Origin of the sequence: Streptomyces sp. NPDC006265 (assembly GCF_040613555.1) — a bacterium.
Taxonomy (GTDB): Bacteria; Actinomycetota; Actinomycetes; order Streptomycetales; family Streptomycetaceae; genus Streptomyces.
The window spans coordinates 1-12,982 of record NZ_JBEXSH010000165.1; the positions used below are offsets into that span (position 1 = coordinate 1).

The 12,982-nt window shown below is 71.0% G+C and carries 12 protein-coding genes; 9 read left to right on the forward strand and 3 right to left on the reverse strand.

Going from position 1 to position 12,982, the window contains the following annotated elements; genetic code table 11:
- Positions 1–68: 68 nt before the first annotated feature.
- Together ABZ281_RS16140 and ABZ281_RS16145 are read left to right on the forward strand one after the other, a co-directional pair.
- A complete protein-coding gene (locus ABZ281_RS16140; protein WP_356655955.1) occupies positions 69–1,652 on the forward strand; it encodes a hypothetical protein in 1,584 nt (527 codons plus the stop codon).
- 387 nt (positions 1,653–2,039) lie between these two features.
- On the forward strand, positions 2,040–2,216 hold the full coding sequence (locus ABZ281_RS16145; RefSeq protein ID WP_356655957.1) for a hypothetical protein: 177 nt from the start codon (positions 2,040–2,042) through the stop codon (positions 2,214–2,216).
- Between the two features lie 375 nt (positions 2,217–2,591).
- Here ABZ281_RS16145 and ABZ281_RS16150 read toward each other — a convergent pair whose 3' ends face one another.
- The gene (locus tag ABZ281_RS16150; protein ID WP_356655959.1) at positions 2,592–3,644 is read right to left on the reverse strand and encodes a hypothetical protein; all 1,053 of its coding nucleotides are present in this window, start codon (positions 3,642–3,644) and stop codon (positions 2,592–2,594) included.
- Positions 3,641–6,439 (reverse strand): DEAD/DEAH box helicase, encoded by a 2,799-nt coding sequence (locus tag ABZ281_RS16155; protein WP_356655961.1) that lies wholly within the window; start codon positions 6,437–6,439, stop codon positions 3,641–3,643. Before ABZ281_RS16155 ends, ABZ281_RS16150 begins: the two co-directional genes overlap by 4 nt.
- Before the next feature lie 415 nt (positions 6,440–6,854).
- On the opposite strand from ABZ281_RS16155, the gene ABZ281_RS16160 reads away from it, so the two are divergent.
- Positions 6,855–7,097 carry a carbamoyltransferase C-terminal domain-containing protein gene (locus ABZ281_RS16160; RefSeq protein ID WP_356655963.1) on the forward strand — a complete coding sequence of 81 codons (243 nt, stop codon included), beginning with the start codon at positions 6,855–6,857 and terminating at the stop codon, positions 7,095–7,097.
- Between the two features lie 87 nt (positions 7,098–7,184).
- Entirely contained in the window at positions 7,185–8,573 is a 1,389-nt protein-coding gene (locus ABZ281_RS16165) for a GDSL-type esterase/lipase family protein (protein WP_356655965.1), read from the forward strand.
- A gap of 154 nt (positions 8,574–8,727) precedes the next feature.
- Here the strand turns inward: ABZ281_RS16165 and ABZ281_RS16170 are convergent, their stop codons facing one another.
- A complete protein-coding gene (locus ABZ281_RS16170; protein ID WP_356655967.1) occupies positions 8,728–9,162 on the reverse strand; it encodes an NUDIX domain-containing protein in 435 nt (144 codons plus the stop codon).
- A gap of 311 nt (positions 9,163–9,473) precedes the next feature.
- Here ABZ281_RS16170 and ABZ281_RS16175 point away from each other — a divergent pair, with 311 nt between their 5' ends.
- The 5 genes from ABZ281_RS16175 to ABZ281_RS16195 all read left to right on the forward strand — a co-directional run.
- Positions 9,474–10,316: a sugar nucleotide-binding protein gene (locus tag ABZ281_RS16175; protein WP_356655968.1), complete on the forward strand. Its 843-nt coding sequence runs from the start codon at positions 9,474–9,476 to the stop codon at positions 10,314–10,316.
- A 212-nt stretch (positions 10,317–10,528) separates the two neighbouring features.
- A complete protein-coding gene (locus ABZ281_RS16180; RefSeq protein ID WP_356655970.1) occupies positions 10,529–10,708 on the forward strand; it encodes a hypothetical protein in 180 nt (59 codons plus the stop codon).
- A gap of 170 nt (positions 10,709–10,878) precedes the next feature.
- Positions 10,879–11,370 (forward strand): GNAT family N-acetyltransferase, encoded by a 492-nt coding sequence (locus tag ABZ281_RS16185; RefSeq protein WP_356655972.1) that lies wholly within the window; start codon positions 10,879–10,881, stop codon positions 11,368–11,370.
- Between the two features lie 346 nt (positions 11,371–11,716).
- Positions 11,717–12,460 (forward strand): hypothetical protein, encoded by a 744-nt coding sequence (locus tag ABZ281_RS16190; RefSeq protein WP_356655974.1) that lies wholly within the window; start codon positions 11,717–11,719, stop codon positions 12,458–12,460.
- Between the two features lie 3 nt (positions 12,461–12,463).
- The coding region (locus tag ABZ281_RS16195; RefSeq protein WP_356655976.1) for a thymidylate kinase at positions 12,464–12,982 on the forward strand (519 nt) is incomplete at its 3' end.

The window sequence follows — 12,982 nt, forward strand, 5'->3', positions numbered from 1 at the left end:
ACCCTCCGCCGCGCACTTCAGGCGGGCATGCGCTCGCCGCGCACCAACCCGAGCCCGGGAGCACGGTCATGAACCACCCCCTCACCTCCCGCGCCACGCTGCCCTCACCCGCCCGAGAACCCCATCCCGCCGAACCGGCCGGCGAGGGCGGGCAGCAGGAGCCCCGGCCCGCCGAGCGGGAGCCGAAGCTGTCACAGGCCGACATCCTGTTGCACCTGGGCATGGATCAGTACCAGCTGGTGCGCCACGACCAGACCGCGTACGCCGTCCCCGTCGACGGGCCTCCGATCGCCCGCCCGCTGCGCGCCAAGGGCGGCTTCGGCGGCACCGGCTCTCTGCGTCAACTCCTCAACCGTGCCTACGTCCTGCGCACCGGCCGCTCCCCGTCCCAGGGCTGCCTGACCGACGCGATCGCCTCCATGGACGCCCTCGCCCTGGACGCCGAGGAACAGCCGGTCTGCCTGCGGATCGCCCCCGACCCGGCTGACGAACAGGCGACCTGGCTCGACCTGGGCCGCTCCGACGGGCTCAGCGTGCTGATCGAGCCGGGCACCTGGTCGGTGACCACCCCGCCCATCGGCGAGGGCCCGCTGTGGAGGCGCACCCGGCTGACCGGTGAACTCCCGATGCCCGAACGCGATCCGGGCGGCTGGCAGGCCGGACTCGGACTGTTGCGCGAGCTGTCCGCGCTGGCGGAGCCGTCCTGGCGGATGGCGGTCGCTTGGCTGCTGGCCGGACTGCGTCCGGACATGCCCCGCCCGATCGCGTACTTCAACGGGGAGCGCGGCACCGCCAAGACCACCTCCGCCCGGCAGCTGCTGCGCGTACTCGACGGGATCCGCGCCGAGGTCCGCAACGTCCCGCGCAGCGAGGACGACGGCGCGGTGGCCGCGTCCGCCGGGTGGACCATGGGCCTGGACAACCTCGCCGGCATCCCTCAGTGGCTGTCGGACTTCCTGTGCCGGGCGGTCACCGGGGCTTCCGTCGCCAAGCGCGAGGTCTACACCGACGACGACGTCACCTCCTGGGCCTACCAGCGCCCGGTCCTGCTGACCGGCATCGACGTCGGCGCCCTCCAGCCCGACCTCGCCGAACGCCTGCTCCCCTTCACCCTGGAGGCCATCGACCCCAAGGCCCGGCGCAGCGAGCACGAGCTGTGGCGCCGCTACCGCGCCGCCCACGGCCGCATCCTCGGCGGCCTGCTCGACCTGGCTGCCGCGGTGTGGGCGCGCCTGCCCGACGCGGCCGACCAGCTCAACCAGAAGCCACGGATGGCCGACTGGGCCGAACTGCTCTGGGCACTCGACGCGGTCACCGGCTGGGACACCCTGAACACCTACACCGGCTCCCAGGACGCGGTCACCGACGACGTCATCGACGCCGACCCGGTCGCCACCGCCCTCACCCGCTGGTCCGCCACCGCCGGCAGCACCGAGTGGCAGGCCACCACCGGCCAGATCGACGAAGTGCTGCGACCACCCGGGCCCATCCCCGAGACCTGGCCCAAGACCACCGCCCTGCTCTCCGCCCGCCTGACCTCCCTCGCACCCGCCCTGCGTCAACGCGGCATCGACATCCGCAAGTTGCCCCGCACCAGCGCCACCCGCGGCTTCCTCATCACCCTTAGTCCGGACTCCGGACCACCCGCCTGACCTCACGCGCCCTCCGTACGGCCGCGAACCAGCCCCCACACCGTCACCGAACCCGCCGCCACCCCAGGCGCGCGGGCCTTCAGCACGTCTCGGACCGTCGGAAGACCGGCCCGCGCAGACCGAAGGCACCTCCTGGGACTTCAGCCCGCCTCCCCGGCCGCTGCGCGCTGGACCGGGCCCGTTGTCGACGGCCGACGGGTTGCCGGAGGACGGCCTCGCCCGCGCAGAGATGACGCGGTGCTGACGCTTCCCATGACGCACCCGGTATCCGGCCCATACCGGCGCCGACCTGGGAATTTCCCTCCCACCAACCGGCCCCATGACGCTATGACGCTCCGGCTCCCCATCTCTCTGAGAAGAAGGAGGAGAAGAGAAGAAAATAGAGGCATGGTGCGCCAGAGCGTCATCAGCGTCCGCATCCCGATCAACCGGACGGCAAAGAAGCAGGTCAACGCGGAGGTCGAGCGAACGGGGGCAGCGTCATTCGGTAGCGTCACCGGTCCGAGCGCACGCGTCACCGCTCTAGCCGGAGGCCTGAACCGCACCGCGATCCACCGCCCGTGAGGACACGCTCGTCGAAGACGGTCTCGCCGAGGAAGCCGGCGGACTGAGATGCCGGCCCACAGCCTGGCCACCGACGAAGGCCATCGCCCCGGTCCCGAGCAGGTCCGGCAAGTGGGCCTCGCCCGTGGAACCGCAGGCTTGGGGAAACGGCGCCACCGCCGGCACGAGATCAGATCGGCGACGCTGGTGTCGGGCTGGCTCTTCGCCCGGGCACAGCGCGCCGTCGAGCACGGGGCCCTGCGGCGCTCCTGTGCGGCAGTTCGGTTTCGGCTCTCACCGGAAAGCCGCCTCTGGCCGCCGGGAAGCCGGCTGGGTGACCACCAACCCCCTCCGCGACCCCGGACGGCCTTTGCCCGGTAGAGCCACCCCGAGAGGTCACCGCGGCGGGGTCAGCCGTTGAGGCCCCAGTCGCGGACGTTGGGCCAGTTCCGCCTTGGTCATGCCCGTGGCTTCCTGAAGCTCTTTGAGCCGCTGCTGCAGCGGAATGTGGGGGAGCTCGGGTGAGACCGGTGAACCACCGCCCGGCTCGGCCCCCGCGAAGATGTCCGTCGGCCGTGCCGTTGCCGTGGTGACGCCTTCGGTCAGCGTGCGTAGAAGAGAGTGAGCCCGCCGGGCCGTGTCGCCGGCGAGCCCGGCAAGGCTGTGGTCGGCGAAACCGCCGACCGCGGGGACCACGGGGACGGCCGGCTTCTCGGGAGGGCTCACGACCGGTGGGAGGGGCGGGCGAGTGGCCTGTTCCCCGTCGTGGAAGGCGATGTGGGCGGAGGTGACCGGCGGAAGCGGCGCGTGCCTGTGATCGTGGTGCTGGAGGCTGGGGTGGTCGGGGTCCTGGAGGCCGGCGAAGAAGTCGACTGGGGGGCGGCCGCGGAGCAGGAGAAGGACGAGGGGCATCGCGTCGAGGCAGCGAGCGACCTGGATCAGTGCTGTGGCGGCGTGCTTGCACAGGGCGCTGCGGCTGGAACAACCGCATGAGGCGCGGCACTGGTCGAGGGCTGGCAGGAGGCGGAGGCCGTTGCGGGCACCTGCGACAACGAGCTCTTGGAGGACGTCCTCGGCCGGCAGGCGCGCGAGCCGGTCGACCAGGTGGCGGGTGATCACGGTGAGGTCGCGCCACTGCCCGTGATCCAGGACCGGGATGTGGATCGTCGGGTTGGGCTGGGGTACGTACGTGCGCGGGGCCGGGGCGGTACCGGTGGTCTCGTTGATCCAGCACCGGATGATGCCGGGCTCGATCACCAGGTGCGTCACGGCGGCGGTCCGGGCATAGGCGCGGGTGCGGCCGAACGGGCTCTTCGCGGTGCCCCTGGCCTGGGGCGAGAGCGCTTCCAGCCAGAGGCGGCCGCCGGCACCTTCGCACAGTTCGTCCCCCGGGAGCGGGGCGAAGGGGGTGAACCGCATCCGGTAGGGGTTGTGGTCGGTGAGGGTCATCCACTGCTCCTGAGCGTGATCAGGTCGAAGAGCTCCTCGTCGTTCAGCTCGGTCAGTCCGCTGCTCACGTCAGAGAGGACGGAGTCGGCGAGATCCTTCTTCGCGGCCAGGAGCTCGGCGATCCGCTCTTCGACAGTGCCCTCGGTGATCAGGCTGTGGACCTGGACGGGATGGCGGGTGCCGATGCGGTAGGCGCGGTCGGCGGCTTGGTCCATAACGGCGGGGTTCCACCACTGGTCCAGGAAGACGACGTGCTGGGCGCGGGTGAGGGTCAGGCCGGTGCCAGCGGCCCGCAGCGACAGCAGGAACACGTTGAAGTCGCCGCTCTGGAAGGCGTCCACGAGAGCGGGACGGCCAGCCACCGGCGTGCCGCCGTGCAGGATGCGGTGATCGATGTGCTGCTGACCGAGGCGGGCGGAGACCAAGCGGGCCATCTCGACGTACTGCGTGAAGACCAGCACCGACTGCTGCTCGGCGAGCATGACGCTCAACAGGTCCTCGAAGAGGTCGAACTTTCCCGAACGGCCAGCCAGCCGCGGGGAGTCGGCCTCCTTCAGGTACTGGGCCGGATGGTTGCAGATCTGCCGCAACGAGGTGAGGAGCTTGAGGACCAGGCCGCGGCGGGCGATGCCCTCAGCGGCTTCGATCTTGGCCATCGTCTCGCGGACCACCGCCTCGTACAGCACCGCCTGCTCGCGGGTCAGGCGCGCGAACTCAGACGTCTCGGTCTTGGGAGGTAGCTCCGGCGCGATGCCGGGATCGCTCTTGCGCCGGCGCAGCACGAACGGCCGGATCAGCGTGGCGAGTTCTGCGGTGGCAGCCGGGTCACGGCGCGCCTCGATCGGCTTCGCGAAGCGGGTCCGGAACGCCTTGAGCGGTCCGAGGAGCCCGGGGGTGGCCCAGTCCAGCACCGACCATAGTTCGGAGAGGTTGTTCTCGACCGGTGTGCCGGTGAGCGCGACGCGGCCGCGGGAGGGGATCATCCGCAGGGCGCGGGCCGTGGACGAGGCGGCATTCTTCACGTGCTGGGCCTCATCCAGGACGACCAGCGACCAGTCCACACCCGCGAGCCGTTCGGCATCCAGCCGGGCCGTGCCGTAGGTGGTCAGGACGAAGCCGGCGTCGTCGAGGCCGGCCGGCGTGCGGCCCGGGCCGTGGAAGCGGCGTACGCCCGTCGCGGGAGCGAACCTGCTGACCTCGCGTTCCCAGTTGCCCAAAAGGCTGGCCGGGCAGACCACCAGAGTCGGACCGCGAGTCTCGCCGGTCTCCTGCCGGGTCAGGTGCAGTGCGATCAGGGTGATGGTCTTGCCCAGCCCCATGTCATCGGCGAGACAGCAGCCGAGCCCGTTCGAGGTCAGCTGCTGCATCCACGACAAGCCGTGTCGCTGGTAGGGGCGCAGCGTGCCGGCCAACGTCTTGGGAGGCACCGTCTCGGGGGCCGGGCTGGTGAGTACGGTGCGCAGGGTGGCGAGCCACCCTGCCGGCTCCACCTCGATCACCTCGCCGTCCACTTCCGTCCGACCGGTCAGCGCAGCCGCGACACCGTCGAAGGCGGCGAGGTCGGCGATCTTCCGGCGGCGGGCCCTGCGCAGGACCGCCGCGTCGACACGGACCCACTGGTCGCGTAGCCGCACGAAGGGCCGCTTCGCCTCGGCCAGCCGGTCCATCTCACCCTCGGTGAGGTCCCCGTCCTTCCCGAGCGCCGCCTGCCATCGGAAACCCAGCAGCGCGTCCGGACCCAGCCGACCCGACGGGGAGGTCCCCGGCATTTTCGGTCCCAGAACGGCCCGCATCGTCAGGGAGCGGACCAGATCGCGGGGCCAGTGCACCGCGCAGCCCGCGGCGATCAGGTCGTCCACCGCGTCACCGAAGAGGTCGTCGACTTCCTCGGCGCGAACCTCCAGAGCGTCCGGCACGGCTGCGTCCAGCAGGCGCTCCAGCGGCGACCAGGCGCGCGCGGCGCCGCGGAGAGCGACCAGTGTGCCCTCCTTCCGGGCCGCGTCCGAGGACCCCGGCGGCGCCGGGCGACGCCACAGCGCGCCGGCGTCCACCAGGTCGTGGGGCGGGTCGGCGTCCTGCACCTGGACCACGGCCCGCACACCGGTGTCGCCGATGTCCTCGATCTCCAGGCGCAGTGAGATCTGCACACTGACCGGCGCCCCCGCAGGACGGGCCTGCGTCCCCAGCGTCAGGTGCGGAACGTGCTGCCGAGCGCGGGCCGCGTACGCCCCCGCGCCGCCAGGAGTGCGCGCGAAGGAGTCGGCAGCCGCGTCGAGGAACGCCTCGAGCAAGAACGAGCGCTCGGGAACGGACAGCGGATAACTGTTCGCGCCGAACGGCAGGGCACGAGCCTGCGCAGGCATTGCCTCTGCCAGGGCATCGAAGTACTCCTGCTCGTCCGGCAGACGAGCCGCGCTGCGCCAGGTGTCGAAGCCCGCAGCCGTGACGTCCGGGTAGAGCCGGCCGCGCGCCAGCAGCTGGAGGGCGAACAAGGAGGCTGCCCCCCAGAACTGGCAACTTTCGTCACCCTCACTGTCGAGACGGCTGCGCGCGAGTACCGGCAGTGCGGCGTCGATGGGCATCCACCAGTACGGTGCCCGGGCCGAGCGGACCCCGTCACGGCGGGCCCGCACCACCGTTGTCTCCCGCTCGCCGAGCACGGCGCCCTCGGGAACGGTCACCTTCTCCGGCGCCCCCATCGACGCCACGGGCCTGAAGAACACCATCCGGCCCGAACGCGGAGGATCGGCAGGGTCGAGCACCGCCGCGTACTCGATCAGGCGGTAACGACCCACAGCAGGTGAACTCCCCTCGACCACCACACCCTTACGCGAAGGGCATACGACGAAACGGAGTGTGCTGGATGCTTCGGCCCTGGGAGGGAGAAACGCAGTTGGAAAGAGCCGATCGAGTGAAGAGGGCGCGCTGACACCCCCGTCCGCATCGCAGCGGGCAGGTCCACTGCCTCCACGAGGCTGCACCTCGGATGCCGGCGCTCAAGACGACAAGGTGCCTGGAGAGGCGAGTCGATGACCACCGCCGCACCTACACCCGCAACCACATCAAGCACCGCGAACCGTGACGCCCGCTCGACCCGGCGCTCCTGGCCGAGGCCGCGCCCGACTTGATCGGCACGAGCGCCCCGCACCGGCTCATGATCGTCGCCCGGAAGGCCATCGATACCGCCCGCAGACTCATCCTGGCCGCGCCGTGCATACCGACGGCACGCTGCGGCCGCAGACCGTCCCCCGCGACGACACCCACCGCTACGCGGAGCTGTTCGCCTCGTTCGCCGAGCAGACCGGACGCCCGCCCGCGCTGCTGAACACGAGCTTCAACCACGAGGCCGAGCCGATCGTGTGCACCCCCCGCGACGCCGTCGCCACCTTCGCCGCCATCCCTCTCGGCGCCCTCGCCATCGGCCCGTTCCTCGTCCGCAAGGCCCGCCGGTAACTGAATGTCCGCCACCGCATGCTCACAGTCGCCGGTACGTTGAGCCCGGCCCGGCCACCACCGCCAAACGAAGGGCCGATTCCCGCGATGACCAGTACGACTCCGCCCCTGCACTCCGCGGTCGAGCGGCTGCGCGCCGAGCACGGCCCGGCGCTCATCCTCGGCGACGACTGCGACCTGTCCGACGACCTCGCGGTCGAGATCGACCCCGACGCCCACCTGACCCTCGGTAACCGGGTCTCGATCCGCCGCGGCGTCACCATCCAGGTCCACCGTGGCGCCACCGTATCCATCGGCGACGATGTCGCCATAGGAGAGCACACCTGCATCTCCGCCATGGTCGGCATCTCCATCGGCACTGGAGCGGCGCTGTCCAACATGGTCGACCTGCACGACCACAACCACCGTGCCCGCACCACCGAACACGTGCCCACCCGACAGCTGGTGCACTGGGCGTCCGGGTACGAGGCCGCCCCGATCATCATCGGACCCGGCGCGATCCTCTCCGACAAGGTCACCGTCACCGCCGGCGTCCGCATCGGTGCGAACGCGCTGGTCGGCGCGAACGCGCTGGTCGGCGCGAACGCGGTGGTGTCCCATAGCATCGCCCCCGACACAGTTGCCACTGGTGTCCCGGCCGACTCCCGCCGCACCTTCAACGGTGCACCCGGGCCGCGCGAGGACCCCCGCACCCTGACCGTCGGCTTCTTCGGCACCTCGATTATGGAGCACCTGGAGGCCGTCAACGCGCAGATGACCACCCAGGCGAACCTGCCCGAGGTCGGCTCCAAGGTCACCGTTGAAGACTGGGCCCAGCGCGGGTGGGTTCACCGATTGGCCCTGTCCCTGCGCGCCGCCTGGCCGCACATCGCCTTCGACGTCCACAACCACGGGAAGGGCGGCGCCACCAGCCGCGACATCGCCCGCATCGTCGAAGCCGACCGGGCCACCACCTGCACCGACTATGACCTCGTGTTTCTCGGCTGCGGCATCAACGACGTCTGGCGCCGCTTCCAGGGCAGGACGTCCGAGGCGGTCGACCTCGACGAGTACGCCCGGCATTTGAGCGCCATGCTCGACCAGCTCAGCGGCTACACCCGTCGGATCGTCGTCGTCTCCGAAACCCCGTTCGGTCCCGTAGAGGACCCCGCCACTGTCGCCGCGATGAACGCGGGACTCGCCCGCTACAGCGCGGCCGCGCACGTTGCGGCGACCGCGCACGGCGCGCTGTTCCTGGACGTGTGGGCCCCGTTCACCGCCGCCGCACGGCACCTGGCCGACGGCCCGGCCGCCCTGTGGAGCGACGGAGTGCACTTGACCGAGCTTGGCGACACGATCCTGCTCCAGCAGGCCGAGCAGCTCCTTGCCGAGTACCGCATCGTCGAAGAGCTCCAGGACTACCCGCCCCTGGAGCGCGACGCCGCCCTGGCCGCGTATGGGCCCATGCTCACCCGGTCGCGGCCAGCCAACGCCTGAAAGTCCCGGGGCGTCCGGCACTGATCACCGCCGCCTGGGACACGTGCGACCAGCGGCCAGCACGCGGACCAAGGCCCGTCGATCGGGCCGTGCCAGGCGGGCGTGCTGTGCATCGGCTGCCTCCCTGTACGGGGCGAGGCGAGAATAGATGGGGTCAGGCGTCCAGAAGTCCGAGCAGCGCGCCCTGCCCGGACTGGAGCACGTGCGCGGTCTCCAGCGGGATCCAGAAGCACTCGAACCGGGTCGGCTCCTGCTTGCCGTCGTGGTCCTCCTGGCTCGGCCACCGCTCGGGCGTCGGCTCGGTCAGCTCCAGAAGGAAGATGTGCCGCTCCTGGATCTCGGGGCGGTACGGGCCCATGTCATACGACGTCACGCCGACCTTGCACACGATTTTGAAGTCTGTCAGCCCGGTCTCCTCTCGGGCCTCGCGCAGCGCCGCCGCCTCGGGCGTCTCGCCCTCGCGGATGCTGCCGGCCGGGACCTGGACGCCGACCTCCTCCCAGGAGAAGTCGACGTGACGGTGGACCAGCAGCTGGCCGTCACGCACGATGTAGCACAGCGCTTTGGCCTTAGTGATGTTCCCGGACACGGGGTTCTCCTCAGTCGTCGTCGGATCGCGCCCGCCAGCCAAACCGGTGCGGGCAGCACGTCCGCACCCCTTCAACGGCCCGGACGGCCTTCGTCGGCAGGGCGATCGGGAAGTGGGACCAGACGATCTTCCCGCGCCGCTGGCGGAGATCGACACCTCAGAGAGTGGAGAGAGCGCCAGGCGGATGCCGTCGGCTCCCGGCTCCCGGCTCGAGGCGGACGAGGAAGCCGTGCTCGGTCTCCATGCCTCTGGGGCAGCGGATCCCGCAAAGCCGCCATGGGCGGCACTTGTCGCCCGTAACGTGAGACGGCATGACTGTGATGATCATCGGTGGTAGCGGCTTCCTGGGTGCCGAGCTGGTACGCCGGGCAGTGTCCGCGGGTCGGCGTCCGGCCGCCACCTTCCACTCCCGCCCGGGCAGTGGCGATGGAGCGGCCTGGCATCACCTCGACCTTCGTGATCCCGCCGGCCTGGAGGAAGTCCTCGACATAGTGGCTCCGGCGGCGGTGATCAACGCGACGAGCGGGGGAGCGGACTGGGCGGTCACCGCCGAGGGCGGTATCCGCCTCGGCCGAGCCTCGGCCGAGCGCGGCATCCGCCTGGTGCACGTCTCCAGCGACGCGATCTTCTCCGGCATGGGCCGCCACCGATACGACGAGTCCTGCCTTCCGGATCCGCTCACCCCGTACGGGGCCGCGAAGGCGGCCGCCGAGACCGCCATCCGCATCCTGTGCCCCGGCGGTGTCGTCGCCCGCACCTCGCTGATCATCGGTGACGGCCGGTCCGAGCACGAGCAACTGGTGCACGCGCTGGCAGCCGGCAGCCGGCAGGGTGCCCTATTCACCGACGACGTGCGCTGCCCCGTCCACGTGACGGACCTGGCCGCCGCCCTGTGGGAGATCACCCGATCCGACGCCGCCGGCGTCTTCCACCTCGCTGGCCCCGACGCCCTGAGCCGTCACGAGCTGGGCGAGCTCATCGCCCGCCGCGACGGACTCGACCCCGCCCGGCTGCCCTCCGCACGCCGCTCCGCCGCGGGACTGCCTGGCGGGCTCGACGTACGACTCGACAACCGCGCCACCCAGCAGAAACTGCGCACCCGGCTCCGCGGAGCCCGCGAGTTCCTAAGCGGGAGCAGCCCGGATCAGACCTGACGGGCGTGATTTCCGGCGCCGCGAAGAGGGGGCGGGCCCCTGCGAGGCGGTCTTGCAGCGGCTGAGAGAGGACGAACGCGGGCCCGCCCTCCCTGTGACCGATATGCCAGCCCGCCGGTCACGGCCGGCGAACCGGACAGGAACCACGCGGATCCGGCCGGGCCCACCGGACCTTGAGCCCCCAGGGGCGGAGATGCCGTAGCGTCCGCGCCATGGCGAGGACATTGCGGCTGGCTGTCGCGCAGAGCACGGTGCCGGAGGATCCCACCGACCGAGGCGCGCTGCGAGCAGCCGGGCAGGAGATCCGGGCTCTGATGGCTGAAGCCGACGGGCTCTACGACGACCATCGGGTAACCGGGGATCCGCGAAGCGACATCCACACCGCTTTCTGAGACCGCCTCCCTGTCCTTCAGTGCTTCTCGGCGCCGCTCAGGGCCACGCCGCCCTGACCCTGCGGTTGCCGCAGCCTCCTCACCCAAGTCCGCGCCGCCGTCGGCCGGCAACTGAGCAGCGTCGGACATGGTGATGCGCTGGACGCCCTCAACACGGCACCATCGACACCATGACCTCGTTGTTCCAGTGCGCCCCGGAGTGGACGCTCACCGCCGTCCCCTACGGCAGCTCCGACGCCCGCGTCCTCGTCCAAGCCCTCCACCAGGAGCAGCTGGCCACCTACGGCACTGCCGACGACCCCGCAGCCACCGAGGACGCGGATTTCGACGCTCCCGACGGCCTGTTCCTCGTTGCCCGGCTCGGGGACGGGCCGGCACTGGCCTGCGGGGGCTGGCGCACCCTCGACACCTCGGCCGCCGAGATCAAGCGGATGTACGTGGTGCCGCCCGCCCGCGGGCAGGGACTTGGGCGTTGGATCCTCGCCGCTCTGGAGCAGGACGTGCTCGGCCGCGGCCCCACCAGGGTCCTGTTGGAAACCGGCATACGCAACGTCGCGGCCCTGAGCCTGTACACCGCTTGCGGCTACGAGCCGATCTGCTCGTACGTCCCCGGCCGCAACCCCAAGATCAATCGGGCATTCAGGAAGGTCATCCGGCAGTAGTCGGTGCCCCACCCCCACACCGGCCTGCTCATGTAGCCCGGCTGAGCGAGCATGTCCCGGTCTTCGACCGCCACCCGCGCCGTCGGCTTGCGGTCGCATGCCCGACGCCGGATGCCGAGGACGGCCGTGGTCTGCTGATCGTCGAGTCCCTGGTGTCTGCGCTGGGGTCGTTGCCCCCTCCGCGAGGAATCGCCTGGGCTTGTCTGTCGGCACCGGATGACGAGACTTCGCAGCGCTCGCTCGAGCACGTCACGGACCTAGAACAGTTCCCGGAAGCTGGTCGTCTGGCCCGGCCTGTGGCCTTGCTGCCCGTGCGTCTCGCATCCCCTCGTTCGAAGGAGACCTGTTGCCCGCCTCACCACCGCATGTCGCGCCGACCCTCTACGAGTCTTGGGAGGCGCTCGCCGACGGCCTGCAGGTGCAGCGCCTCGCCCTGCACCTGTCGCAGTTACACGACCAGACCACCGCCATCAAAGCCGGGGCGAGCACAATGACCGAGATGCCGGCCGGTGCGCTGGCCGCCCGCCCGGCCGCGCTGTCCGACCCGCGGGCCACGGCGCTGGTCGAGGCGGCAGACTTGAGCGCCTGGGTGAACCTGCCCGCCGAGCACGGAACACCCGCGTCCCGAGCGAACCCGCTGGCCGGCTCCGCCGAGCAGGTCGAGGTCCTGCTCCTGGACGGGGTATTGGACGAAACGCTCCGCGCGGCCGTGCGTGCGGTCAGCGCCGCCTCGGCCTGGTGGGTTGGTGCCTTCGCCGCGATCCGGCACCTGGGCGTGCACCACGCCCGCCTCACCCCGATCGACGACACGGTCAGCCTGGGCACGCTGCGCGCGGCCGCCCGCGTCGTCGCTCTCGGCACCGCCCAGCGGATCCTGGCTCACCACCTGCGCCACGAGTCCACCGACGACGCGGTCCGGCTCGCGTACTGCCGGGCCGTCACCGAGGGCATCGTCACCGAACCGGGCTTGCCGGCGCTCCTGGAGAAGCTGGGTGAGCTGCGGCTCGTGGACCTGGTATCCACTTCGATCCCGTGGCGTGGCCGATTCATGAAGTACGCCGGAGGCACCGGCGCCGGGCAGGTGGAGTAGCACATGGACCGCAACCCCTTCATCGTCATCGAGGGCCTGGACGGCACCGGCAAGACCACGCTGCGCAAGGGTCTCTTCCGGCTCTTCGAGGGCCTGTTCCGGATCACTCCGCTCGCCGCTTTGACCACCAACTTCCTGGATGCCGCTGTCGCCGGGGACCTGGTGGACGGCAAGTATCAGCCCACCGCGGAGAACGAGTACCGGTACCTGGCTGCGCTCGCCGCGGACAAGCAGGCCACCGCCCGCCTGATCGCCGCGTCACTTGCGGTGCGCCCGGTGATCGTGGACCGGTGGCTGCTGTCCGAGCTCGCCTTCTTCTCCGTCAAGCACGGCAGGCCGCCGAAGGAGACGTACGCCGTCCTGACCGAGGAGCTCGGCGTCGTCCCGGACCTCACCCTCGTCCTCGACATCACCCCCGAGGCCGCCATGGAGCGGGCCGCCGCCCGCTCGGGCGATGCCACCCGCCCGGACTGGGATGTCCTCGACATCCAGGCCCGGGTCCGCGAGGTGTACCAGGCGGTC